The organism is Enterococcus sp. DIV2379 (assembly GCF_050542965.1).
In the GTDB taxonomy this organism is placed as follows: Bacteria; Bacillota; Bacilli; order Lactobacillales; family Enterococcaceae; genus Enterococcus_D; species Enterococcus_D entomosocium.
In genome coordinates this window covers 3068310-3094873 of record NZ_CP172938.1, presented here as the reverse complement: position 1 = coordinate 3094873, position 26564 = coordinate 3068310, and the positions used below count along the sequence as shown (strand labels likewise).

At 42.8% G+C, this 26564-nt stretch carries 22 protein-coding genes; 15 read left to right on the top strand and 7 right to left on the bottom strand.

What is annotated here, in order from left to right:
* Positions 1–5: 5 nt before the first annotated feature.
* Both IGI92_RS14140 and IGI92_RS14135 read left to right on the top strand, forming a co-directional pair.
* Positions 6–1289, top strand: coding sequence for an ABC transporter substrate-binding protein (locus IGI92_RS14140; protein WP_016609876.1), 1284 nt, complete (start codon positions 6–8; stop codon positions 1287–1289).
* Positions 1290–1465: 176 nt separating this feature from the next.
* The gene (locus IGI92_RS14135) at positions 1466–3013 is read left to right on the top strand and encodes a bifunctional metallophosphatase/5'-nucleotidase (protein ID WP_087664577.1); all 1548 of its coding nucleotides are present in this window, start codon (positions 1466–1468) and stop codon (positions 3011–3013) included.
* Positions 3014–3056: 43 nt separating this feature from the next.
* On the opposite strand, the gene IGI92_RS14130 is transcribed toward IGI92_RS14135, so the two are convergent.
* Genes IGI92_RS14130 through IGI92_RS14120 form a run of 3 tightly spaced genes read right to left on the bottom strand, consistent with a single transcriptional unit; the run spans position 3057 to position 4644 of the window.
* Complete coding sequence (locus IGI92_RS14130; RefSeq protein WP_005233739.1) at positions 3057–3218, bottom strand: hypothetical protein; 162 nt, start codon at positions 3216–3218, stop codon at positions 3057–3059.
* 33 nt (positions 3219–3251) lie between these two features.
* On the bottom strand, positions 3252–3602 hold the full coding sequence (locus tag IGI92_RS14125; RefSeq protein WP_005233740.1) for a hypothetical protein: 351 nt from the start codon (positions 3600–3602) through the stop codon (positions 3252–3254).
* Between the two features lie 19 nt (positions 3603–3621).
* Entirely contained in the window at positions 3622–4644 is a 1023-nt protein-coding gene (locus IGI92_RS14120; RefSeq protein WP_008379454.1) for a lactonase family protein, read from the bottom strand.
* A 118-nt stretch (positions 4645–4762) separates the two neighbouring features.
* Between IGI92_RS14120 and IGI92_RS14115 the strand changes: the two genes are divergently transcribed.
* The 8 genes from IGI92_RS14115 to IGI92_RS14080 all read left to right on the top strand — a co-directional run bounded on the left by IGI92_RS14115 (position 4763) and on the right by IGI92_RS14080 (position 13559).
* The gene (locus IGI92_RS14115; RefSeq protein ID WP_086298211.1) at positions 4763–5116 is read left to right on the top strand and encodes a PTS glucitol/sorbitol transporter subunit IIA; all 354 of its coding nucleotides are present in this window, start codon (positions 4763–4765) and stop codon (positions 5114–5116) included.
* A 15-nt stretch (positions 5117–5131) separates the two neighbouring features.
* Positions 5132–6313: an AI-2E family transporter gene (locus IGI92_RS14110; protein ID WP_005233743.1), complete on the top strand. Its 1182-nt coding sequence runs from the start codon at positions 5132–5134 to the stop codon at positions 6311–6313.
* Positions 6314–6595: 282 nt separating this feature from the next.
* The gene (locus IGI92_RS14105; protein WP_087664579.1) at positions 6596–7177 is read left to right on the top strand and encodes a TetR/AcrR family transcriptional regulator; all 582 of its coding nucleotides are present in this window, start codon (positions 6596–6598) and stop codon (positions 7175–7177) included.
* A 19-nt stretch (positions 7178–7196) separates the two neighbouring features.
* Positions 7197–7733, top strand: a complete 537-nt coding sequence (locus tag IGI92_RS14100; protein WP_008379457.1) for a flavodoxin domain-containing protein — start codon at positions 7197–7199, stop codon at positions 7731–7733.
* Between the two features lie 530 nt (positions 7734–8263).
* Positions 8264–9190 carry an ROK family protein gene (locus IGI92_RS14095; protein ID WP_101699360.1) on the top strand — a complete coding sequence of 309 codons (927 nt, stop codon included), beginning with the start codon at positions 8264–8266 and terminating at the stop codon, positions 9188–9190.
* A gap of 129 nt (positions 9191–9319) precedes the next feature.
* Positions 9320–11587 (top strand): helix-turn-helix domain-containing protein, encoded by a 2268-nt coding sequence (locus tag IGI92_RS14090; RefSeq protein WP_306425327.1) that lies wholly within the window; start codon positions 9320–9322, stop codon positions 11585–11587.
* 19 nt (positions 11588–11606) lie between these two features.
* The gene (locus IGI92_RS14085; RefSeq protein WP_142437379.1) at positions 11607–12908 is read left to right on the top strand and encodes a family 20 glycosylhydrolase; all 1302 of its coding nucleotides are present in this window, start codon (positions 11607–11609) and stop codon (positions 12906–12908) included.
* A gap of 150 nt (positions 12909–13058) precedes the next feature.
* The gene (locus IGI92_RS14080) at positions 13059–13559 is read left to right on the top strand and encodes a GNAT family N-acetyltransferase (protein WP_005233764.1); all 501 of its coding nucleotides are present in this window, start codon (positions 13059–13061) and stop codon (positions 13557–13559) included.
* A gap of 238 nt (positions 13560–13797) precedes the next feature.
* Here IGI92_RS14080 and IGI92_RS14075 read toward each other — a convergent pair whose 3' ends face one another.
* From IGI92_RS14075 to IGI92_RS14060, 4 genes are read right to left on the bottom strand one after another with little or no spacing between them, the layout of a single operon-like run.
* Complete coding sequence (locus IGI92_RS14075; RefSeq protein WP_016612908.1) at positions 13798–15102, bottom strand: alpha-L-fucosidase; 1305 nt, start codon at positions 15100–15102, stop codon at positions 13798–13800.
* Positions 15103–15127: 25 nt separating this feature from the next.
* Complete coding sequence (locus IGI92_RS14070; RefSeq protein WP_301387849.1) at positions 15128–15625, bottom strand: hypothetical protein; 498 nt, start codon at positions 15623–15625, stop codon at positions 15128–15130.
* 18 nt (positions 15626–15643) lie between these two features.
* Positions 15644–17515: a beta-N-acetylhexosaminidase gene (locus IGI92_RS14065; protein WP_301387851.1), complete on the bottom strand. Its 1872-nt coding sequence runs from the start codon at positions 17513–17515 to the stop codon at positions 15644–15646.
* A gap of 15 nt (positions 17516–17530) precedes the next feature.
* On the bottom strand, positions 17531–18160 hold the full coding sequence (locus IGI92_RS14060; RefSeq protein WP_005233769.1) for a YesL family protein: 630 nt from the start codon (positions 18158–18160) through the stop codon (positions 17531–17533).
* Between the two features lie 296 nt (positions 18161–18456).
* On the opposite strand from IGI92_RS14060, the gene IGI92_RS14055 reads away from it, so the two are divergent.
* The 5 genes from IGI92_RS14055 to IGI92_RS14035 all read left to right on the top strand — a co-directional run bounded on the left by IGI92_RS14055 (position 18457) and on the right by IGI92_RS14035 (position 26560).
* Entirely contained in the window at positions 18457–19815 is a 1359-nt protein-coding gene (locus IGI92_RS14055) for an alpha-L-fucosidase (protein WP_005233770.1), read from the top strand.
* 55 nt (positions 19816–19870) lie between these two features.
* A complete protein-coding gene (locus IGI92_RS14050) occupies positions 19871–20824 on the top strand; it encodes an ABC transporter permease (RefSeq protein ID WP_008379472.1) in 954 nt (317 codons plus the stop codon).
* A gap of 15 nt (positions 20825–20839) precedes the next feature.
* Positions 20840–21754 (top strand): carbohydrate ABC transporter permease, encoded by a 915-nt coding sequence (locus IGI92_RS14045; protein ID WP_008379474.1) that lies wholly within the window; start codon positions 20840–20842, stop codon positions 21752–21754.
* 21 nt (positions 21755–21775) lie between these two features.
* Positions 21776–23428, top strand: coding sequence for an extracellular solute-binding protein (locus IGI92_RS14040; RefSeq protein ID WP_005233773.1), 1653 nt, complete (start codon positions 21776–21778; stop codon positions 23426–23428).
* Between the two features lie 84 nt (positions 23429–23512).
* The gene (locus IGI92_RS14035; protein ID WP_301387855.1) at positions 23513–26560 is read left to right on the top strand and encodes an alpha-mannosidase; all 3048 of its coding nucleotides are present in this window, start codon (positions 23513–23515) and stop codon (positions 26558–26560) included.
* The last annotated feature ends 4 nt before the right edge of the window (positions 26561–26564 follow it).

Here is a 26564-nt window from a genome sequence, read left to right as displayed (position 1 = left end):
AAAAAATGAAAACAAAGAAACTTGCATTTGCAGCAGCTGCAGCCGCGACATTGGTATTAGGGGCTTGTGGAAACAACAACGATTCATCTGGTTCTACGGAAAGTGATGAAATCGTTACAGAACTAAGCGAAGATACGACTGTCACCTTTTGGCATGCAATGAATGGTGCGCAAGAAGAATCATTGACGAAATTGACCGAGCAATTCATGGACGAAAATCCAAACATCAAGATCGAATTGCAGAACCAATCAAGCTATCCTGATTTGCAAGCAAAGGTGAATTCAACCTTGCCTTCACCAAAAGATCTGCCAACTATCACCCAAGCATATCCTGGTTGGTTATGGAATGCTGCCCAAGATGACATGCTAGTTGACCTTGGCGAATACATCAACGATGATACTATCGGTTGGGGTGACCAAGAAGAGATCCGCAGTGCCCTTTTAGATGGTGCACAAATCGACGGCGTGCAATACGGGATTCCTTTCAACAAATCTACAGAAATGCTGTTTTACAATGCAGACATGTTAGACGAGTATGGTATTGACGTACCAACAAACCTGGAAGAATTAAAAGAAGCTTCTCAAGAAATCTATGAAAAATCAAACGGTGAAGTCGTAGGTGCTGGTTTTGACTCATTAAACAACTACTATGCCATCGCAATGAAAAATCAAGGCGTTGATTTTGACAAAGACTTGCAATTAGACAGCGATGAATCAAAAGAAGTCATCAACTACTACCTAGATGGTGTTAAAGACGGCTACTTCCGAATCGCTGGTTCTGACAAATACTTGTCTGGTCCATTTGCCAACGAGCAAATCGCAATGTATGTCGGCTCAATCGCAGGGGAAGGCTTTGTTAAAAAAGATACCGAAGGCAAATTTGAATATGACGTAGCAGCTCGTCCAGAACCAATCAACTTGCAACAAGGAACTGACTTGTATATGTTCAACAGCGCAACACCAGAGCAACGCACCGCTGCTTTTGAATACATGAAATACCTAACTTCGCCAGAAGCGCAAAAAACATGGGCAATCGATACCGGCTACATGCCAGTTGTTGAATCTGTTTTGGAAAGCGATGAATACAAAAACAATCCTGAAACAAAAGTGGCTGCCAAATTAGAAGATGCAACCAAAGAATTGTTCTCGATCCCAGTGATTGAAAATGCTGATCCTGCTTACAATGAAATGCGTTCAATCATGGAAAACATTTTGTCTAATACAGATCAAGATGTCGATCAATTGATTGAAAACGCAAAACCACAATTAGAAGATGCTTGGAACCAATAATTCTGAATTTCTTCGTCAAAATAGGGTATAATCAGGGAAACACCTGAGAATGAAAGACAAAAGGGTTTGTGCCATAAGGTTTGAAGACACAAGGAAGCAGAAAATGCTGGCTTTCGAGGGTTTTCGACTTATGCGCATGCCCTTTTGGTCTATTGAGGGGAAAAGGAGTCTTTTGAATGAAAATCACGTTTTTAGAAACGAGCGATATGCATGGCTATGTCTATCCAACCAATTTTGCCGATGACACGGAACAAGGATTCGGCGTGGCAAAAGTTGCTACCAAAATGAAAGAGCTACGTCAAGCAGCCACCGGACCGGTCGTAACGATCGAAAATGGCGACTTTATCCAAGGCTCGCCCTTAAGCTATTACATCGCCAAAAGCCAGCACTCCGTTGCCGCATTGACCGCTGTCGTCAACCACCTAGACGTTGATGTTCATGTCTTAGGCAATCATGAGTTCAACTACGGTCTGCCTTATTTGCAAGAAGCGATCGCCAGCTACCAAACACCAGTACTGGCAGCGAATATTTTAAATGAAGCGGGGGAACCATTCTTTGGGCAAGCTTACACCATCATTGAAAAAGAAGGGGTAAAGATCGCGATTTTAGGAATGGTGACGCCCTATATTCCTCATTGGGAACAACCTGCGACGATTCGCGGGATGCAGTTTGTCAGCATCGTTGAGACAGCGAAAAACTATGTACCTTACTTACGAGAACAAGCCGATATCGTTGTCATCAGCTACCATGGCGGCTTCGAGCGTGATTTAGTAACTGGGGAACCGACCGAATTATTGACTGGCGAAAATGAGGGCTATCAATTACTGCAGGAAGTTTCAGGAATCGATGCCTTCTTCACAGGACACCAACATCGTGAGATTGCCACAAAAATCAATGGTGTCCCTGTTGTGCAGCCCGGTTATCGTGGAAGCTTTATCGGCGCCATCGAATTGACGGTTGAAAAAAATCAGACAGGGGTTCATGTCACAAACAGTACGGCTGCGTTGATCCCTGTTGCGGATGCTGTCCCAGATCAAGAGACATTGGCTTTGTTAGCACCCATCGAAGAAGAGTTACAAACATGGCTAGATCAGCCGTTAGGCAAAGTCAGTGGGGATATGCGAATCACCGATCCGATGGGGGCACGCTTGAAAGAGCATCCTTATATTGAATTCATCAATCGTGTTCAGATGGCTGCCAGTGGCGCCAAAATTTCTGGCACTGCTCTTTTCAACAATGAAGGCAAAGGCTTTGGTGCAACCATCACGATGCGGGATGTGATTACCAATTATATTTACCCAAATACGTTAGCTGTAGTCAAAATAACAGGTGCCGAATTAAAAGCTGCTTTAGAACAAACGGCGGATTATTTAGCCGTTGTTGACGATCAGATCGTTTTCAATCCTGCTTTTATTGAACCAAAACCGCAATATTATAACTACGATATGTATGAAGGCATCGAGTATACGATCGATCTTAGTCAACCCGTTGGTCAACGAATCACCCGTTTGGACTTTGAAGAAAAAGCCATTGCGATGGACCAAGAATTAGAGATCGTCATCAACCAATACCGTGCCGTGGGCGGTGGCAACTACGCCATGTTTTCTGCCGAAAAAATCGTTCGTGAGATTCAAGTCGATATGACGGAACTGATTGCTGACTATTTGAAACAGCATCCTCAGATCGAAGCTACGACGAATCAAAACTTTCTAGTGACGTTATAATAGCAAAACAGCCTGCGATGAATGAATCATCGCAGGCTGTTTCTTAATTTTCTACATTACGTACATAGTCATCAAAGTATTTTACCAAATCCGCTTTGACTTGTTGATAGTCTTCTTCGGAATAGTCTTTGTCTTCTAGTTTTGCTTCGAAAAATGGCATGGCCAATTCTTCTCGTAAACGATCCAACACTTGTTCTTGGTTCATAACGTCACCTTTTTCACTTTTGATTTGATTTCATCATAACAAATGAAATGAGGCTGTCAATGCTTCGTAAGTGTCTTTCATTTTTTCTAAACGATTTTTTAAAGAAACAAAATCATCGTCATCATGAAAAAGGACTTGTTTTAATTCAAAATAATAGATCTCAAAAGCATCAAAGAAAGCAATGACTTCCGCTGTTTGCAGCTCTTTGGCAGTATCGCAGCGAATATAGGCTTTTTCAGCGATCGCATACGTTTCCGCAGTCGTTAATAGGACCAATGATTCATTGTATTTGCGGCTCGTCACTAGTTCAAAGGTTGATTGACATTTATTGTAGATATTAGAAAAATCTTTGAGCACGAGTTCCTTTGGTGTTTTATCAAACATGGGGGAATCCTCCAAAACTTTATTTTTTGAATAAGACGCAGACACATTCTGGTGCGTAGATGTCTTTTTCTAAGACAGTCAATTTGCCAGTGGCTTCATCGCGTTTGTATAACGTTAGGTTATCAGAATTTTGGTTGGCACAAACCAGATAATCGTTTGTCGGGTCCAAATCGAAATCGCGAGGGAAGTCGCCTTCTGTTGAGATTGATTGAACAAAAGCCAGGCCAGCGCCTTCATCGGTTACTTCAAAAACAGCGATTGAATTATGGCCGCGATTTGAGCTGTAAACAAAACGTCCATCGTTCGAGATCCGTACCGCAGCGCCACTGTTGAAATCCGTAAAGTCCGCAGGGATCGTTGGCACCTTTTGGATTTTCTCAAAACTGCCATCTGCTTGATTGTAGCGTAAAACAGTCAATGAGCTGTCTAATTCGCCCACTAAGTAAGCGTATTGGTTATTTGGATGGAAGACTAAGTGACGAGGACCAGTTCCGTCTTCTGCCACATAGACAGCTACTTCTGTCAGTTTGCCATCTTCTGAAATATCATAAGTATAGACCCGGTCCGTTCCAAGGTCACAAACTGCTAAACGTTGGTCTGGTGTTAAGTCAGTATAATGGACATGAGGTTTGTCTTGGTTTTCATGAGAGCCGACGGGTTCATCATGGTAGATGCTGTCCGTTGCTTCGATGCTGCCATCTTCTAGAATTTTATAAACATTCACTTCACCTTTGTGGTAGTTGGCACCATATAAAAGCTGACGGGTTTCATCAACTGCTACATAGCAAAGGGGTGCGCCTTCTTCCGTTGCGGTATTCAGCAAGGTAAAGTCTGGGGTATAAGCAGCGGCGCCGCCGTTGCCAGCTACTTCTGTGACGCTGTAAACTGCTTCTTTTTTACTGCGGGCAAGATAAGTCGGACTTTTTTCTTCCGCACATAAGGTCAAATCGGTCAGTGTTCCTTTTTCCGTATCTAAAGCGATCGAATAGATCCCCTTACTTTCGCGACGAGTGTACGTACCTAAATAAATCGTTTGCAACATAAAAAAACCTCCTAATAGTTTCATTCCTCTTTAATTCTACCATAGAATGCGGTTTTGGGCGGGTAGAAAAACTCTTTATGTTATAATAAACGAGAAGATAGAAAGGGGAGTTTGTCATATGAAAAAAGGGACGATCAAAGAAATTGGTCCACAAGCGATCGATTCGCAAGAAAGAATGATCATCTTCTTTGGGGAAGAAGCGACCGATACATTGCGAGAATATTCAGTCATCCAAACGATTCCTGATTCGCAAGCGTTAGTCGTAAAGAAAGAGGATCAGATTACTTTTGGTGATCAGACCTATCAAGTCCAATATGTAGGAACGGTGGCTAACCAAATCCTGCAAACGATCCAGCATGTGACCTTTGTCTTTGACGAAGTGCCGGCTGAAGAACCGCTTTCAAGTGCGATTTATTTAACGCCAACTGTTTTGCCGAACCTCGAAGTCGGCATGCAAGTGGCGTACAACTAGGAGGCAAAGAATGTCATGAAAGAAACGCAGAAAAAGCCGCATTCCTGGTTTTGGAAATGGTTTTTAAACAATCAAGCAGTGACCAGCTTGCTGGTCATTTTATTGATTCTCTTAATTTTGCTGCTCTTCACGAAAGTTTCATATTTGTTTGAGCCTGTCTGGCAATTTTTAGCCATCGTCGGATTGCCAATCATTTTGGCTGGGATCTTGTATTACTTGATGAATCCTACTGTTGACTATTTGGAGCGCAAAGGAATCAAACGAATTTACAGTATTTTTGGTCTTTTTGTTTTGGTGGTTGGTCTGATTGTCTGGGGGGTGGTGGTCATCATTCCTAAGATTCAAGAGCAATCCATGAGTTTTGCGGATAATCTGCCGGGGTATTTGACGATTATTGAGAATAAGGTGAATGAAATCTTGTCTGATCCAATCTTCTCGCAAGTCCAAGATCAGATCGAAGCTTCCAATGAGAAGTTGATTTCTTCTCTGACGGATATCGTCCAAAATCTTTCCCGCAGTACGATTCAAAATCTAGGTAGTTTCTTCGGGGCCGTTGCGACGATCGTTTTAGCGGTCATTACCATGCCGTTTATTTTGTTCTACCTACTGAAAGATGGCCGCAAACTAGCCCCTTATTTTGTCAAATTTTTACCAACCAAAATGCGCCAGCCGTCACTGATCGTTTTAAAAGAAATGAATGACCAGGTATCCTCCTATATTCGGGGACAGCTGACAGTGGCGTTTGCGGTCGCAGTGATGTTTATGATCGGCTTTAGTATTATTGGCTTAGATTATGCCATCACACTGGGGATTGCAGCGGGATTTCTAAATTTGATCCCTTATTTAGGCTCCTTTTTGGCCATGATCCCTGCGGTCTTTTTAGGAATCGTCGGCGGACCAGTGTTACTGATCCAAGTTTTGATCGTTTTTGTTATTGAGCAAACCATTGAAGGACGCTTGATTTCGCCATTAGTTCTAGGAAACGAGTTATCGATCCATCCTGTCACGATCCTGTTAGTCCTCTTGACTTCAGGAAAATTGTTTGGTCTTGTTGGGGTCATTTTAGGGATTCCTGTCTATGCGGCTGCCAAGGTGATCATTACCCATGTGTTTGAATGGTATACGCGGGTTTCCTCCTTGTATGAAGAGGAAGAACCAATCCTCGAAGCACCACCAGAGGACACCCCAGAAGTTTAGCAGCTTCGAGTGCAAAAGAGTCCATACGTATTATCAACGGTACAGCCTTTTTCTGTGGGCTGTACCTTTTTTGTGCGGATAAAAGAGCCAGCAATCACTGGGAAGTAATGCAAGATTTACAACCTATGAACGATGATTTGGGAGAAACCGACAGCTCTTTATTCAATAGAAAGAGTGAGGGAGTAGTGTCTTGGACCCGATTGACTTCGCAGGAACAAAAGAATATAATCGAGTTATATAAATCGTTTATATAATGTGACTTGTGCTTAAGGAGGGTCTTGGATGCCAAAACAACGAATAACAAAGGAAATGGTGGTTGATGCCGCTTTTGAGATTGCTCGAAAAGGCGGTATGGAGCAAGTGATTGTCAAAAATATTGCGGAAAGGTTAGGCTGTTCAGTCCAGCCCATTTATAGTTATTGCACCAATATGGAAGGACTGCGGACAGAAGTAGAGCAGAAAGCACGGCAATTTTTACAAGCGTATCTAGAAGCCCATAGCGACCCCCAGGATCTGTTTCGCAGTACCGGACACGCGTATTTGCAATTGGCGAAAGAAGAACCCCAAATTTTGAGAATTTTTGTCTTACAAAAAAGAGCGAATGTTTCGTCATTAGAAGAGCTGTATCAGTTGGAGACGAATCCTCAAGTAGCAAAAAGGATTGCCGCCGATTTGAACATCAGCATAGAAACCGCCAAACAGCTGCACTTGCATATGCTCATTTACACGATCGGAATCGGCACGATTTTCGCAGTAACGACACCAGGTATTCCACTAGGTGAAATCTATGCACAACAGGAAGAAGCTTACGAGATGTTTTTGAAACAGGCAATAGATGGCACAAAAAGTAGGTCGCAGTCCTAACTGCAGGGAGGAATTCCTCATGAAAAATGGCATTATTGTTTATCAATCGAAATACGGCGCTGTCAAAAAGTATGTCCACTGGCTTCAAGAAGCAACAGGTTTTCCCTGCCTAGAAACCCCAAAAGCCAAAATAGCTGAAGTAATGGATTATGACACAATTATCTTCTGTGGGGGAATCTATGCTTCGGGTATTGCTGGACTGTCCTTTTTAAAAAAGAATAGCAATCAGCTAAAAGGCAAAGAGATACTCATCTTTTGTGCGGGAGCTTCTGTTCCTGAAAAAGTGGTAGTGAAAAAACTCAGAGAACAGAATCTCACGGGTCCGCTAAAGGACATCCCCTTTTTTTACGGAAGAGGACAATGGCAGGAAAGCAAAATGAACTTTTTCGATCGAACCTTAGTGAAAATGTTAAGAAAAGCGGCCGCTAAAAAAGAGCCACACACCTATGACCCACAGACGAAGGTACTCATGGAAGCCAATGGACAAGATTGCGATTGGACGGATAAAAAATACTTGGTTCCGTTGGTGGATTATTTGGAGCAGGAATTGTATTGAACGAGCACAAGCGCTTTATTGAGGTTTTATGAATCAAATGAGCAATAAGTGACCAGAGTGTAAGAACAGAACAAAATTAGTTTACTGCGAATAGATTTTTTGTTGTGACACCAAGAGTCTGCAACTAAGTTCTTAAAATTGTTTGATCTATTCCTAAAATTCAATGAGTAAGTAGAATGCCGATCACGCATGAGAGGATGTCTTATGCGTGACGGTTTTTTTGTTTGTAGCTTATCTTAATAGAAAAAACGGGAGTAGCTGATTCCTTTGTTTATAAAATTCTCAGACATTGTATCTAATAGTTCTATTTTTTAGCTTTGCATGATGAACATTTTTGTGAAGCTGAACGTTAAACCAGGTCTTTCAAGTGCTAAAAAAATAAGCAGAGAAGCTATCTCTGTATGTACAATGTATATTCTTTCTAAATGCAAGATATCTTTCGTTGCGGGCTTTTTTATGGCTTGGACGGATTTGACATATTGTTGCAAGAAATACATATGGTCGCTGAAAACATTGGTTGCGTATACTGAATGCAAGACAAAAGAAAACCTTGTGAGGTCAAGAAAATGTGGATTTTAGCAATTGATATTGGCGGTACTGCTATTAAATGTGGGTTAGTGAATAGTCAAGGGGAACGCAGACAATTGACTCAATTTCCTATGAACAAGGAATATTCCACAGTCACGCAACGTATATGTCGACAGATCGATGCATTCTATGCAGCAGCATTTGATGGCATCGCTATTAGCTCAACGGGACTGGTTGATCCCCGAAGCCAAGAAATCGGGATGACATCACCTTTATATGAAGGATTTGGTAAAAGACTGGTTAAGCATTTGCGCAGTACATACCAATGTCCAGTGGCTGCCGAAAATGATGGCAACTGTGCGTTATTGGCAGAAAAATGGTTGGGTCACGCTCAAAATTGTGCGTCCTTTGCGACAATTGTCCTAGGTACATCCGTTGGCGGTGGCTTGATGATCGATCATCAATTGATTCGCGGCAAACACTTACTAGCAGGAGAGTTTGGTTATCTGCTTTTTCCGACCGAAAGGAAGGATTGGGAACTTTGGAGCATCGCAGGGTCAACCAGAACATTAGTAGAGAAAACAGCAAAACGTATCGGAGACCCAACAATCAATGGTCAGCGTATTGATACACTGGTTCAAGAACAAGATCCGCGATGTCTGCCAGTAGTAGCTGATTTTGTCGATAAACTGGCGGCGGCTTGCTATAGCCTGCAATATATGATTGATCCGGAAATCATCTTGATTGGCGGTGGAATCAGTGCGAGCCGTTTCTTGATCCCACATGTAAACGCACGATTAGCTATGATTGCTGAGCAGATTCCTAGTACTGTTATCGTGCCAAACATTTGTGCCTGTCGTTTCGGCAATGAATCTAATTTATTGGGCGCTTGTTATAACTGGTTAAGAAAATACAAGCCTGATAGCTGACTTGTAAAAAAGCATTGTTTTTTATTAAAATAAAGCGTATTTTATTAGAGTATCATACATTCTTTTCTCCTAAATAAGTACCGATAAATGAAAGCGTTTTTGAGCTTTCGAAATAACAGAGAATAGGTGATGCAAATGGGAAAGTACACGGAACTGAATCGTCAAAAACTATTTAGGGGAATCATTCGTGCCATCAGCTCTTATTTAATCGTGTTTTTAGTGCCTTTTTTAGCCGTGTCATGGATTTGGTATGATACATCTGTCAAAAGTATCAATGAACAAGTGATGCTGACCGCTAGAAATCAATTGATTCAGTTGAAATATTCTTTAGAAAATACGTTTATTCAATTGAATTATCTGACGCAAAAAATGACCAATGATCATGTTGTCTCATTGAAATATTTGCAGCATCCTTACTTGACCAAAGAAGCAAGAGAGGCCATGCAAACGTACAAAATCACCAACGACTTAGTCGAAGAAGTCTATTTATATTATAAAGAGTCCCCAGCAACCTTGTATTCAACCGTAGGATCATTCTCTTTTGACACATTTTTGAAAAAAGTACTGCCGAAAAATGAAATGGGCCAGGAACAGTTAGCCGCACAATTGGATTCCTCAGCGCCTACATTGTTGACATTAGAAGGCGCCGGTGAGGAGCAGCGATATTCCCGTTTCTTTTATATCGTTCCCATTCAAAGTGAAGAGATGACTGTCTATGGCTCAGCGATCTATGAAATCAAAGAGAACAATTTGAAGAGAATTCTTGATTTCAGCAATAACGATGGGATCAGTAACACCTATATTATCAATGATGAGTACCAGTTATTAGCCAGTACCACCAATGATGAGTTAGCGCGCTTTTTAAATCATCCCGAACGCATGAAAAAAGGCATTCAAACAGGACGAATGCGGTTTGAACAATCAACGTATTTTGTTCAAGCGATTGCCAATAATGAATTGAATATTTCAGTGGTAGCCGTTGCTAATCCGAATCAAGCGCTGGCATCGGTCAACCGTGTACAAGAGCAGTTCGTCCTAGTATTTATCGCCATATTATTTACGGGTATCACTGCAGTCGTGATGCTTGGGTTACGTAGTTATCGCCCAATTCGCAAAATCGAAAATCTGGTTCAGGAGTTTCATCGGGACCCCAAAATGACCCTTCATTCGATGGATGATGTCCATAATACCTTGGCGGCATTTTTGGTTGAGCACCAAGAACTACATCAGGAAGTCCGCCTGCAAACACCTCATGCCAGAGAGCAAGTGCTGCGCAAATTAATGAGCGGACGTTTTCGGTCCGAGCAAGAACTGGCTTTGCTTTTAGAAGCGGTTCATGTCTGCTTTCCTAAGTCAAATTACTTTGTGATCGCCATCGATACGAAAACTGTGGATTCCAAAGCCAAGCAAGGAGATAAAAAATTTCTGATCGATTATATCGAGGAAATCAAAGAGGCGGATTATACGGCATATGCGACGGAAATTTTATCCAAAGAAATGTTAGCCTTGACCGTAGGGTTTGTTGATGGCAAAGAACAACAAGAAATTGTGGATGCCATTGCGGAAAAAATTACCCATGCGATCTCCCTAACACCCACAATGGGTGTCGGTATGACGGTCGATCAACTAACCGCCATCAATGAATCCTATATCGAAGGGTTGGCAGCACTGGAAAATCAAGGGAGTCAAGGCAAGCAAATCAGCTACTATGCGGAGCTTTCCAAAGAGACCAATCATTTGCCAATCAATTACCCAGATAATCAAAAATTAAAATTGATCCAAGCCTTGAATCAAGGAAATATTGAGATTGCCAGTGAAACGATCCAGCGGTTGATCGAAGAAGGCGAGAGTAAACAGACTTCGCCTCGTGTCCAAAAAATGTATGGCTACTACTTGTTGAATACGATCGCGCAAGTCGGCGGTGAATTGGTGGGGGCAGAAGTACTGCATACCGCTTCTGAAAGTGCTGATTTCAACAGCTTGAATCAATTGCAGTCTGCCTTGTTAACGATTGCCCAGCAGATTTGCACGAAGGTGCAGAAACAGCCGCTGGATGACGAGTCGGAAATGAATGAGAAAATCTTCAGTTTTATCCAAGAAAATTACCATTCCTCACAGCTCTCCTTGGAATCGGTGGCAGAGGAGGTTGGTGTTTCTGTCTCTTATGTCAGCCGTTTTGTAAAAAAAGAAAGCGGCAAAACCTTCTCCAAATATATTCAAGAACTAAGACTGAAAAAAATCAAAGAGGAACTGATTGAAACAGATTTGCCAATCAAAGAAATTATTCGCAACAATGGGTATTATGATGTTTCCAATTATACGAGAAAGTTCCGAAAAATAGTGGGTGTGACACCAGGGCAATACCGTGAAATGAACCAAAAAATGAGAAATTATTGAAAGTATGGGGGAAAATGAGATGAACAAACAAGTTGATTTGACAAAAGTTCAGCAACGAGCAGCCGTCTTTTTTGAGGAAATAGGTTGGCAGTCGGCGAAAGATCCGTTACCGAAAATAGTGATCGATCCGCAGCTGGATGCTGATTTTCGATTTGAAAACCAAACAATCAGTGTGTCCTCGCCAGAACATGCCTTTTACGCGTTAACCAAATATGGCCGAGATCAGGCGACGGGTCAATTAGCACAGAAAAGCTATATAGCAGCGCTTAAAGAACGCTGTCTGATGATCGATATCGGGCGCAAATTTTATTCGCTTGCTGATTTGAAAGCAATCGTCCGCAGCATGGCTTGCTTCCAATTCACGCATCTGCAACTTCATTTTTCGGAAAACGAAGGCTTTCGGATTGAATCCCAGCAATTTCCAGAAATTGTTTCGGAAGAATGTTTGACCAAGCAAGAAATTCGTGAATTGATTGCGTATGCTCAAAACCATGAAATTGCCATTATCCCTGATTTTGATTCTCCTGGTCATTTGCGTCAAGTCCTAGCACAAAAACCTCAATGGCAATTGCCGACAGCAGCTGGCACTCGTGATGATCGAGCACTGAACATTTTGGATTCAGAAGCGGTAGCCTTTATTCAGGAAGTTTATCGAGAATATGCGCAACTGTTTGAAGACAGCACCTATTTTCACATCGGGGCCGATGAGTTTATTGATTTTGACCAGTTAGAAAACTTTCCACAAATGATCGAAGCTGCCCGCGAGCGTTATGGGGAAAAAGCCAGCGGAATCGAAGTCTTTATTGATTATGTCAATGAGCTGGCGGCCTTTGTTGAAAGTCTCGGCTTTGTTGTGCGGGTCTGGAATGATGGTTTTTACCGCTTGAATCGCCAAGAGCAGACAACGTTGACGGAGAATTGTCAAATCTCCTATTGGACCCGTTGGAACCAGAATATGGCGTCGGCGGATGTCTTTTTTGAAAAGGGCTATACCATGATCAATCACAATGATAATTTTTTCTATTATGTCTTAGGAGAAGCGGCAGGGTATACCTACCCAACTTACGAAAAAATCAGCAATGAATTCCAGTTGACGACGTTTGCCAATGGACAACCAGTTGCACAGGAACAGCTTGCCCAAACACAGGCGATCGCTTTATCCGTCTGGGCGGATGTACCTGAGGCTCAGACTAGTCGTGAAGTGATCCAAGCGATTTTTTGGCTCCAAACGGCCATTAGCCAAAAAGTTTATAATGAGCCAAATCGACCAAAAGAGACATTTCGAAAGCTTTATGATGGGTGGGAAGCGACATTTAGCTGATTGTTAGAGGAATTGGGTGAAAGGGCACATCGCTGACAATCCCTGTTGTTTTCTTTATGATGAATAAGTTTAGCGACAAGTGAAACAAAAGCCAATAGTATTTTGATAAAATGAACGTAACTCCGAGTGAGGGGAGAAATGGAGCAATAAGTGATCATAGACATTCAACCGTTGAAGAAAAAAGATATCCTTGAAATGGATCAAATGTTTTTAAAGCAAGGGTGGCCTTCTCGCCAGCAGCTCTTGATGGAGTATTTAAACGAGCAAGAAGCGGGGGAGAGATACATTTTGCTTGCCAAAATAAACAACAAAACTGCCGGGTATTTGACATTGGTCCCTCTAGCAAAGCACGGACCATTTAAAGGCTTGTACCCAGAAATTGTGGATTTTAATGTTTTTGAATCTTATCAAAAACAAGGGGTAGGCAGTCAGCTTTTAAAAGCAGCCGAAGAAAAGGCACGAGAAATAGCTGCCGTGGTGACATTAGGGGTAGGTTTACACAATGGTTATGGATCGGCCCAGAGACTGTATGTAAAACAAGGCTATATTCCAGATGGATCTGGTGTTTGGTTCAATAATCAGAATTGTGCGATGAATGTGCCTTGTTGTAACAATGACGATCTTGTTCTTTATTTGTCTAAGGAACTTTGACCCTCCCGTGGTAAGTACCTTTAAAAAAGGATTAATCCCGCAGCTTGTTTGCATGTTCTCATCACCTGTTCAACAAGCTAGCTCGCTACTTTCGTATAAGCGAATTTAGGGAGTTTTTGAAAAAATAGCCATAAAAAATGACTAGAAACGATCAGTTTCTAGTCATTTTTTTGTAAAGAAAGTAAGGACAATGTTTTTGTATCAATAAAATATTCATTTAGTACAGTGCAATAGGCGCTTATATTTCTTTTAAAGTGATTTCGACCACTGGTACCAACACATCTGGGGGGCAGACGGGTAAGCTGAGAACAAGGTCCTCTTTGTTGATGATGGCTTCCGTTGACGTGAGAACTTCCTCGGGATCAAATCCTCGATAAAACAACTCGGAGCCATCATGTAAGAAACGGATATGCTTCACGCATCCTGCAAGTCCCGGAAGATGCAAGGATTTGTAGGGGTAGGAGAAGAGGTGCAAGTAAAGTTTATTCCCGTTTTGGGTGTAACGACTGTCAATAGGCGGTTGAAAAGTGCTGGCACCACAGCCGATAATCGCTTGCTGATGATAATGCATCCATGAACCGATGGCTTCTAAATGGCCACGAGTTGGTAAGTTGATTTCTCCACGAGCATTCGGGCCGATATTTAAGAGAAAGTTCCCATCTTTTGCTACTGTGTCAATCAGCATTTTGGTCATCATTTCACTGGATTTCCAGTGCTGAGCATCACGATCATAGCCCCACGTTTCGTACATCGTTTGGCACGCTTCCCATATTAAAGGCAATCCATTCGCTTCTAATGGTTTGTCTGGTTGGAATTGCTCAGGGGTGGTAATCCCTCGGCCCAAATCCAAACGGTCATTCAGTAACATCTCCGGCTGTAGACTTCGGCAAATTTCTTCGATCCGCTTACTATCCCAATCGGCGGCACCCTTGCCTTTTGACCAGCCCCAATCTCGATGGCTATAAGGAAAATCAAACCACATATAATCGATGGTTCCATAATTGGTCAATAGTTCGGTGACTTGACCAGCCAAAAAATCTTGATAACGGCGCATGTCCCGCTGGTCATTGGCTTGACGGGCTTGAATAGTCTCTCGTTGCGGATGCAGGCCGTCGAGCGTGAAATCTGGATGATACCAATCGATCAGCGAATGATACAGTCCGACCTTAATGCCTACCTTGCGAAATGCCGGCAGCAGTTCTGCTAAGAGGTCTCGCTTGAATGGGGTGTTGGTTACTTTGTAGTCGCTGAGCGCGGTGTCCCAAAGGGCAAAGCCTTCATGATGTTTCGTCGTGAAGACCATGTATTGAAAACCGGCCTTCTTTGCGGTTTGAGCCCATTCCTCCGCGTTGAAAAGATCAGGATCAAACTGAGAAAAATAGTTCTCGCGATAGGTGGTGGGTTCAATTTTTTCTGTCGTCATAAACCATTCGTGTCGAGCGCCAATACTGAATAGGCCGAAATGGATGAATAAGCCAAACCGATCATGGAGGAACCAGTTTGGATCAGGGTAGTTGGCAGGCCAATTCTTATACGTTCTCATTAAAAATCACTCCTTTTTCACTCACTTAAAGAAATTCTGTATTCGTCATGACTGTTTCTTGAATTTTCCAGCCATCTGCTTCCTTAACGAAAGTATGGTAAGCCTCTGTGATGTGATCACGGTAGGAAGAATCTTTTGGGCTGATCGTTTTCTGCTGCGCCGCGACCAGCATGGATCCTGTCTCTTGTTTAACGACTTCAAAAGAAAGCAGCGTGTGCTGCAGCTGTTCTTCTGCAAAAAAATCAGCCAATTCTTGGCTCGTCTCTGCTCGCGCCGCTGCCACGAGCGTGGCGGCATAAGCTGTCGCATCTTGGTCAGAGGCTGCTTGTAAATTTTCTTTCAGCACTGCCAAACAAGCCTCCGCCGCTGCTTGATTTGTAATATTACCTGTCATCTCCAGTTTTTCTGAAGGTTGGGCATGAACTGGAGCAGAAGAATCGGTTGTTAGAAAATAGAGAAAGAATAGGCTAACAATAGCTAGCAGACTCACGATGACGGTTCGGCGCAGCAAGGATGTTTTCATAAGTTCTCACTCCTTCTTTTAAACATTAGAAATTTTCCCCGCACTATAGATTCCATGAAATAAATTGCGACCCACAGAAGTGCTGCCGCTGAAAGGGGTTACCATTGGTAAGGACGGTTGAGTCAATTCTTCCAAAGTATCGAGCTCCCCGTCCAAGAAGGCAGTAAGCCGCCAGAGTGTCGTGTCGCAGCGCATCAGCAAGGCGCCGTAGCGCAGATCGATACTCTCAAAACCGAAAGGTCGATTCCAGTCAAACCAGACTTTACGATGGGCTTCATAAAGGGATTGCAAGGCGGATTTATAGACACTGAGCTCATCGACTGCTTGGCGCAATTCCGTGAAGTCCTTGCTTTTATAGGCACTGGTGATTTGGTCGGTAATACAAGCTTTTTGTGCCAAAACATCAGCCAGCTGCTGATAAAAGGCAAACATCGTTTGTGTGTCCCGTGTTGATTTCACAGCTGCCAACTCTTGAGCCAATGTTTGATAGTGGGATGCTAAAGAAAGATCGGTTAAGTTTTCCTGATACAAACCATACAGCAAGTCTTGGTAGAGCAGTAGCTTGCTGGGGTTTTCTCCGTGAGGATTGTTTTCTGGTACACCTGCAGTTTGATCAAAACGATCAAGCAGCAAGAAATCGCTACTAACTGACTCGTGAAAGAGCTGGAATTTTTCATTTAATTTCTCTAACGAAAGGTCGTTTCCAAACTGCGCTTCACTGAAATATTGCAAACCTAATAGCGCAGCAATCAGCGGTGTTTCGGCTCCGTCGTCGCCCCAAAGTGTGGCATAAACTTCCTGAACATCGTTTTCTTTGGCGGCTTGCAAGGCATGACGCATGGTGGCGAAACTCTTGCCATAGTTCGGCGCCAAACCGTTCCAAGTCCAGATACCTCCAGCAAAGGCGATCGGCTGTTTTAATTCCCGATGTTTCGCAAACATTCGCTGATAAGAGGCATGATCATGGTGGTAATAATCCCAGTAAACCATTTTGACAGCAGGAAGGTCAGCAAACAATTCTGTGGGAAAACACACGTCTGGATCGTAATAATCACCAGTAGGTGCACCGATCCTAAAAAACATATCGCTCCACATCATCGGCTTAAAACCCACTTTTTGACAAAGCGCAGCTACCCGCTGCAGATGTTCGGCCATAATCGAGAAACGGTCTTTTAAACCGTGCAATACCAAATATCTTCCTTTCCCCAATTGGTGTGCTTCATCCATGCCAATGTGTAGCTGATCCGTCGAAAAACACGAACGGATCGAACAGATCGCTGCTTCCAAAAAGGTATATGTTTCTTCTTCTCCCACCAGTAAAATATCTTCCGTGTCCCGAATGTTTTTAGCAAATCCCCATTTTAAGGGATTCGTTAAGTGTGCCAATGTTTGAATCGCCGGAATCAAAGTTACACCTATAGCTTGCGCGTAGCTATCAAGCTTCTTTAACTCACCTTGTGTATAACGGCCTCGTAAATGACCAAAATAAGGATACTCTGGAATTTCATAAGTGTCTTCCATATAAAGCGTGAGACGATTAAGCCCCATCTTGCTTGTCAATAGAATAAAGCGTTGCAGTTTTTCAACGGTCATTACTGCATTGCGGGACAGATCGATCATTGGTCCAATTGCTTCAAAATGCGGCTGTTCTTCTAAGACATAGACTGGGCGGTCTTCATGCACCCATAAAGTTAATGCCCGAAATAAATGGGCCTTTTCTTGATAGTAAATGATTGTTGCTAGCGGACCGTGGCAAATTTTCAGAGAACCGGGCCGTTGAATCAGCTGTAATGGATGCCCTTGCGGTGATTCTCGCAACGCTAGTTCCGGTAGTATGTTACTAAAAAAATCATCAAGATTTTCATTACTTTGGATAAAAATGTCTTTCATTACGAACGTCCCTTCTTAAGTTTCTTTTATCAGCAATGATTCTGAACGTTGGATCGCTTGAAAAGAGAACCAACTATTTGGAAAAAGGAAAAAAGGAACAAAGCCGATGACTAATAAAATCGGTAAAAAAGTCAAAATGATTGTAGTTACTAAGATTCCCAAAATCATCGCAATCGTTTGGGGAATACTGATAACCATCAGTATTACTGCTTGCTTAAAATAGTGAAGAAGGGGCAAGTCATAACGCAAATACACTGGCAGCAGATACAAGCTGATCAAAAGGGCACTGATAAACAACAGCAGCAAAAAAAAGTGAATCAAGCTATTTTGGATAAAGGTACTAGAGATGCGCAATTCTAGCCATAAGAAAAGCAGCAAACCCGCTTGCATGGCTCCTAATTGATTGGCGCGACGGAAATTTTTTTTCACGACAGTTCTGAACCAAGGCTTCAAAGCCGCTGGGCGTTCCTTTTTTTGGAAACTGTTGAAAAAAGCTTGGATAATCGTAGCGGTGGCAGGGAAAATGCCTAAAAATATCCCATATCGAAATACCCAATAAAACCAAAGAAACTGCAATTTTAGGCAATGGAGGAGCCATTCACCGACTTGATAGGAAACATGATAAAGACCATTGGATTGTTTCATAAAATCCTCACTTTCTTACGGATTACCATTTTGTATCCGCTTTAATTGTTGTCCTTATCGTACCATTGATCCATGGATAATGGGCATGGATGAAAAAATCACACATCCCATACAGGAAAAACACAGCAAATATATTTGATCCGCTTTATTTCTCCTAACGTTTTTATGGAAGGAAGCTTTCTTCATTACAAATTTTACAAACGCTCTTGCTTGGTTTAACACAGTGAAAAAAGTTACATATTGTTAGATGGACTTTTTTTCGCTTACATTTAGAACAAAGAAAGGAGTGCAAATGCATGACAAAAATTCGCGGTGATATTGAAGAAGCCAAGGAGAGAGAGCAAGCAGCGTGGGTCCCAGAAACAGAAATGCTCAAGCAGCGTCTGGAATGGTTTCAAGACTTGAAATTCGGAGTGATCTTCCATTATGGGCTGTATGCCGAAGCGGGGATCGTTGAATCATGGCAATTATCTGAAAAAGATGAATGGGCTAGAGAAAACCAGCCCTATCGAGAAACTATCGAAGCACTGCGTTTGGATTATTGGCAGTTGATTAATCAATTTGAGCCGAAGAAGCTGGATACCCGTAAATGGGCCAAGATCTGTAAGAAGGCGGGATTTAAGTACTGTTTATTCACAACAAAGCATCATGATGGGTTTTCGATGTTCAACACAATGGAGTCAGAGTTTAAAATCGGCGGGAAATTAAGTCCCTTTAAACGCGACATTTTACAAGAAGTGTTTACGGCGTTTCAAGAAGCAGGGATTGCAACAGGAGCCTACTATTCTAAAGCTGACTGGTATTCTCCTTTTTACTGGTTGGATGATGATACCGTCAAAGGCCGTCATGCCAGCTATGACACCCACCTTCACCCAGAAATCTGGGCGCGCTATGTGTCATTTGTGCATCGTCAGATTGTAGAGATTACTTCCAATTACGGAAAAGTCGATTTTCTTTGGCTAGATGCCGGTTGGTGCGGGCAAGGAAAAGAAGACCTACAAATGGATCGTTTAGCTGAGATTGCACGTGAGAAACAGCCGGAATTGATCATCGTTGATCGAATGATGGGTGGCCGTCATGAAAACTATGTGACACCAGAACGCAAAATTCCTGCATTAGCAGAAATTCCTAAAAAAGTTTGGGAAAGCAATATCCCGATTGGGAATGATTGGGGATATGTGCCAAATGATACCTTCAAGAGCAGCCAAGAACTGCTGGAAACCTTGATTGAGGTAGTCAGCAAAGGGGGAAATTTGATTTTAGGTGTCGGCCCAACACCTGATGGCGAATTTACATTCGAAGAGACCCAACGCTTAGAAGAAATCGGCAATTGGTTGGCGCTATATGGTGAAGGCATCTATGAAACGCGGGCGAACCCAATAGCTTGGCCAAATGAATGGCATTTGACCTATCAAAAAGAGGGCAAGGCTCATTTTGCATTTCGCAGTATCGCTGCAGGCGCTTTCGAACAGATTCCTTTAACAGAGATTGGCGCAACTGAAGAAGACGAGCTAATTGATCTAGCCACTAAAAAAGCGTTACCAGTCTATAAAAACGCTACCGAACCGTACCTCTTATGGTCGGATATCAGTCAGCCGAACGTTGGGGCAGTTGGGATTCGCGTTTCGACACATAGGGAAAAAAATACACATTGATTTGAAAGCGAATACAATTCATGATAAGGCTAACACCAAGCAAGGAGGAGGAAGAATGGAAACAGCGCCAATCAGACAAACCGTTTCAGTACCTAAAACAAAGAAACAGGATATAAAAATGAAAATCAAGAAAAATCGGCAATTGTACTTGTTTGTGTTGCCAGCATTTTTGATTATTTTGATTTTCTCTTATGGACCGATGTATGGAATCATTATTGCATTCAAGGATTATATGCCTTCATTAGGGATTTTGGGCAGTCCTTGGGTTGGATTTAAACATTTTCAACGTTTCTTCGATTCCTATTATTTTTGGGAACTCATCAAAAATACTTTAGGAATCAGTATCTATTCATTGGTTGTCGGTTTTCCGCTGCCGATCATCCTGGCATTGGCTTTGAATGAGATCAAAGACGGCCCGTTTAAAAAGATTACCCAAACAGTCACCTATGCCCCAAACTTTATTGCTGTGGTGGTCATGGTTGGTATGGTCATTGCTTTCTTATCTCCTTCAACAGGGATCATCAATCACCTATTAGAATTTTTGGGTTTCGAGCGGATCAGCTTTATGACTAATCCCCGTTGGTTTAAAACGATTTATGTCCTGTCCGGAGTTTGGCAAGGAACGGGATGGGGGTCTGTGATTTATCTGGCAGCTCTATCTGGAGTCGATACGCAACTGCACGAAGCGGCAACGATCGATGGCGCTTCTCGTCTGCAACGCGTTTGGTATATCAATATTCCAACGATCATGCCCACGATGGTGATCTTATTGATAATGAGCTTCGGCAGCTTGATGTCAGTTGGGTTTGAAAAAATCATCTTGATGCAGAATCCTTTGAACATGCAATCCTCGAATGTGATTGCGACCTTTGTTTACCAGCAAGGGCTGTTAGATGCGCAGTACAGTTTTGCTGCGGCAGTCGGCCTATTTAACTCATTGATCAATTCCGTATTGTTGATCGTAGTCAATCATATTGCCAAACGTTTAAGCAATTCTAGTCTATTGTAGGAGGGAGGACCAAAAGTGAAAACAACTTCTTTAATAAAAGATACCCGTGCTGATAAAATCTTTTTGATCTTTGTTTATGTGTTTTTAGCAATTTCATTGCTGATCGTTTTATATCCGCTGATCTATATCGTCAGTGCTTCGATCTCAAATCCGCATCTGGTAAACTCAGGTGAAATGTGGCTTTTACCAAAAGGAATCACCTTCGAAGGCTATCGAACATTATTGGGCAACAGCAGTATCTGGCGTGGCTATTTGAACACGATCTACTATACAGTGTTAGGAACATCGATCAATCTCTTGGTAACCTTGCCTTGTGCCTATGCGTTATCGCGAGAAGATTTTTATGGGCGACGAGCCTTCACCAATTTTATGCTGGTTACCATGTTCCTGTCTGGTGGCTTGATTCCCAGCTATTTGCTGATTCGCAGCTTAGGTATGCTGAATACCGTTTGGGCACTGGTGATTCCAGGGGCCGTCTCGGTTTACAATGTGGTTGTCACACGAACGTTTTTTCAATCCACAATTCCGCGAGAGATGGAAGAAGCAGCGATTGTGGATGGTTGTTCCGATTTTCGTCTATTCATGCAGATCGTTTTACCATTATCAACGCCGATCATTGCGGTAATGGCTTTGTTCTATGGCGTCGGACATTGGAACAGCTTCTTTAACGCATTGATCTATCTTTCTGATCGATCGATGTACCCGCTGCAGATGATTTTAAGAGAAATTTTGATTCTTCAAGATATGTCTTCAAATACCGTCAGCAATGTGACTTCAGAAATGGCGAATATGCTATATAGCAAACAGCAACTCGCTCAAGTCATCAAGTACGGTGTCATGATCGTTTCTTCGTTACCGGTAATCATCGTCTATCCGTTCTTACAAAAGTATTTTGTCAAGGGCATGATGGTCGGTTCAATTAAAGGATAAAAAAATCAAAGGAGGAAGAAAATGGGATTAAAAAAGAAACTTTTAGGAATGGCGGGTGTCGCTTTATGCAGTACCCTCGTCTTGGGTGCCTGCGGCAATTCTTCAGATGAGGGAACTGGAGAAAAAAAAGAGGTTGCTATCAATCATGACAGCCAATTTCCAATCATCAAAGAAGGCGAAGAGCTGACCTTGAATATCATGGCACCAGGTGTGGGAATGGCCGAGTGGGAAGACATGCCGACGCTACAGGATTACCAAGAAAAAACCGGTATCAAACTGACTTATACGACACCGCCATCGGCTGACTTTAGTACGAAACTGAACTTAGCCTTTGCTTCCGGCGACTTGCCGGATATCGTTTACGGTGCTGGTTCGCAAGCACTGACGGCTTCGATGGAGATCGATTACGGTTCACAAGGGATTTTACTTCCCTTAGAGGAGTATATCACGCCAGAAATCATGCCAAATCTTTATGCACTGACGCAAGAAGATCCCTCAATCTTGAAATCGATCACCACGCCAGATGGGCACATTTACTCCTTACCAATGATCTCTCGGAATGCGACTTCAATCTGGTGGCAAGGCCCGATGTGGTACAACGGCACGTGGCTAGATAATTTAGGCGTATCAGAACTGCCGAAAACCACAGAGGAACTGCAAGAATTGTTGACGCGTTTCAAAGACGAAGATCCTAACGGAAATGGTCAAGCAGACGAGATTCCATTGACGGATGTCGATATGAACTCGACACGTGTTTGGTTGATGGCCGCCTTTGGCTTACGGACTCGCGGGATTCAAGTGGACGATGATGTGGTCTCCTACACACCGACATCAGAAAACTACAAAGCATTCTTGGAATACATGAATACACTTTACGATGAAGGCTTGCTGGATAAAGAAGTTTATGGACAGTCAGATGAGCAGAAAAAAGCGAAGGGTGAAAACAATCAACTAGGGCTTTTTGCCGACTATTTCAGCTTCTTTACTACTGGTCGCAGTGAGGCAGAGGCGATGAACGATCCGATGTTCCAACCGTTGACCTCTGAATGGGCACCAGAAGCCAAGATTCCTGGCAGTCCACGAATCTCTCGGGGAACTTTTGCATTGACCAATGTCAATCCTTCCCCAGAAGGTTCCATGCGTTGGGTGGATTACTTCTATTCGGAAGAAGGCACAAAATATATTGAACAAGGGCCAGAAGGTGTTCTTTGGGAGTACCAAGAAAATGCGGATGGCGAAAAAGTCCGGGTTTATGTGGATGGCATTGATACAGACAACACGGAAGACGAACGCGGCAAAATCACGCCGGCATATGGATTGACTACACCAAACATTGTCATTGATACAACAGGTGAATACCATATTCGCAAAACGGCTGATGAAGAACCAGATACTCGTTTTAGTGATTGGGTTGCACAAGAAACGGCAGAAAAGATGGAAGACATCGCTGAAGTACCATTTCCGCTACTGTATTTAACGATTGAAGAAAATGACAAAGTAGCAGCCACTGCCACTGATTTGACAACTTATGTAGAACAAATGGAAGCTAAGTTTATCACAGGTGTCGAGCCATTAGACAATTGGGACGATTATGTGAAAACGATCGAAGCAATGGGCATTGACGAATATGTCGAAGTCTATCAAACGGCCTATGACCGCTGGAAAGCAAACTAATATCATACGATAAGGGAAACGGGTCGAGACAATCAATCTCCACCCGTTTTTTTTCAAAAAATAGATAGAGGAGTCAAAAGAAAAATGAGAGTTATGCAGCCTTACGAGTTTGAACGCATCCGAAAAATTTTCTACAAATTAAAACAGTACCGTGTACGCTATCAACAGCCAATAGACCTGCTTTTTTTTAAGCAAGAGGATTGGGTACCGTATGAACAAGGGAGTTATTTCGGAGAAAAAAACACCTATTACCAGTTGAAAGGCAGCTTTCAAGTTCCCGCTGACTGGGTAGGGAAACCTTGTGTTTTACAAGTCTATTCAAGTCTCTCAGAGTGGGACAACACCACCAATACCCAAATCAAAATTTATTTGGACGATACCTATGTCCAAGCTATCGATGTCAATCATCGAGAGGTCACTTTGGCTGAAGGATATCAACAAAAAGCAGTCAAACTGAAGATTGATCTGTTCTCGGGCCGTTCCGATAAACCATTCCCACTGCATATCAACTTATTGGCATTGGATCCTGTCGTCAATGAACTCTGGTTTGATTTTTATACGCTGTTTGATAGTTGGCGTGCCATTCGTGCGTTTGGCGGTGACGAAGCATTTTATCAACAAGTTCTTGGTCAAGTCGCCAATGTCTTGGATTTTCGTACGCCCTACTCAGCGGCATTCTATGAAAGTCTCGCAAAAGCCAAGCAACTGCTTGCGTCATGTTACTTACCAGCGCATACACCAAAACAAAAAGTGACGGCTGTCGGCCATACCCACATCGATCTGGCGTGGCTTTGGACGGCACAGCAAGCAATTGAAAAAGGTGAGCGCAGTTTCCAGACGGTCTTGAAATTGATGGAGGAGTATCCAGATTACACGTTTTTTCAAAGCCAACCACAACTGTATCTCTCCATGAAAACACATTATCCTGAACTTTACGCTGCAATCAAAGAAAAAGTTCGAGAAGGAAGATGGGAAGTTGACGGGGCGATGTGGGTGGAAGCCGATTGCAATTTGACTTCAGGGGAATCGCTGGTTCGTCAGATCCTTTATGGCAAACGGTTTATGAAAGAGGAATTTCAAGTCGATAGCCGCATCTTATGGCTACCGGATGTCTTTGGTTATTCAGCCGCCTTGCCGCAAATTTTACGCAAAACAAATACGCCCTACTTTATGACGACGAAGCTGTCATGGAACCAGTTCAATCAAATTCCTTATGATTCCTTCTATTGGCAAGGAATTGATGGCAGCCGCGTTTTGACGCATTTTATTACCACCATCAGTGAAGGATACAGTCCAAGAGATTATTATACGACGTATAATGGATTGCTAGATCCTTACACGATCAAAGGCAGTTTTGAACGTTATCAGCAAAAAGATCAGCACGACGAAATTTTGATTGCCTATGGGTACGGTGACGGTGGCGGAGGCCCGACGAAAGAGATGCTAGAAGTCCAGAAACGGCTGCAAAAGACACTGCCAGATATGCCGACGATTACTGGCAATCATGTGGGGGGCTTTTTTGATCGACTGGCAGATTCTTTTAAGGAAAAACCTGGCCCGGTCTGGTACGGCGAATTGTACTTTGAATACCATCGTGGAACACTGACTTCGATTGGCAAAAACAAGAAGGCCAATCGCCAAGGAGAATTTTTCTTACAGACGATTGAAAAACTTTATAGTATTTGTGCAATCAATCGTTATCCGCAAGCTGAATTAGAACAACTTTGGAAACAGCTGCTATTTAATCAATTCCATGACATTCTGCCGGGAAGCTCGATCAAAGAAGTTTATGATCAGACGGATCAAGAATATCAACAGCTCTTTGATAAAGGCTGCAAGCTGATCGAAGCTTTGATTCCAGCGGCGCAAGCAGCCGAAGCTACGTCATGGCATGTCTTTAATCCGCTGGGACAAGAGCGGACGGGTCTGGTCTATTTAGACGATCAGACAGGGATCAAAGAAGCTTACCTGACTCAGCGGACCTATGATGACCGGCTCTTAGTCAAAATTCCCGCCATGGCTGGATTGAGTAGCAAAAAATTGACTCCTATCTCAGCTGTGCCTCAATCAAAGCAAGTAGCGATACGACTAGAGGAATCGTTTGAAACGGCTGACTTTAAAGTGATTTTTGACAAACACTTTGACATCATCTCTTTATTTGACAAACGGCAGCAGCGAGAAATCGTGCCAAAAGGCGAGCGGTTGAATCAGTTAGTGGCTTACGAAGATCTGCCAATGGATTATGATGCGTGGGACATTGATATTTATTACCAGAAGAAGCCTTATCCTGTGAAGCAAGTTCTCTCAGCTGAGGTTGTTGAGCAAGGGGAGATTCGCGATACCTTGAAGATCAAACGTCAGTTTGAAGATTCTTTTATTACGCAATGGCTGCATTTTTACCATGGCACGGGAAGAATCAATTTTGAAACAGCGGTTGATTGGCACCAGCATCAACTGCTGTTAAAGGCATTGATGCCGATTGATGTTAACACATTGGAAGCAACGTTTGATATTCAATTCGGGCAGGTAAAACGGCCTGTGCATCAAAACACGACATGGGACCAAGCACGTTTTGAGAGCTGTGGACAAAAATGGGTAGATCTCTCAGAAGGGAATTATGGGGTTAGTATTTTGACGGATTCGAAATATGGGTTCAATACGGATTATCAAAAAATCGGGCTTTCTTTGATCAAATCGCCGATCGATCCGTATCCTGAAGCGGATCAAGGCCTTCATGAGTTTACCTATTCCTTGTACGCCCACGAAGGAACTTGGCAAGAAGCGCAAACGATGGAAGAAGCATTGGCATTAAATGTTCCCGTTCTGACGGTTCCAAGGGTGTCACAACTATCAGGGGATGCTTTTCTAGCAGTCGACCAAAAGAATGTCTTACTGGATACGGTGAAAAAAGCCGAAGATGAAGAGGCACTGATCGTGCGGTTGTATGAATATCACAATCAAACCACCGCCTGTCAAATGCGCTGCCAGAAAAGAATCAAAAAAGCGGTTTTAACGAATCTTTTGGAAGAAACCGTCGCTGAACTGTCGGTCGAGCCGCTGGATGCCCGAAGCATCACAATCCATTTTCAGCCTTTTGAGATCCAGACCATCATGCTTTATTTAGAAGACTAAATAG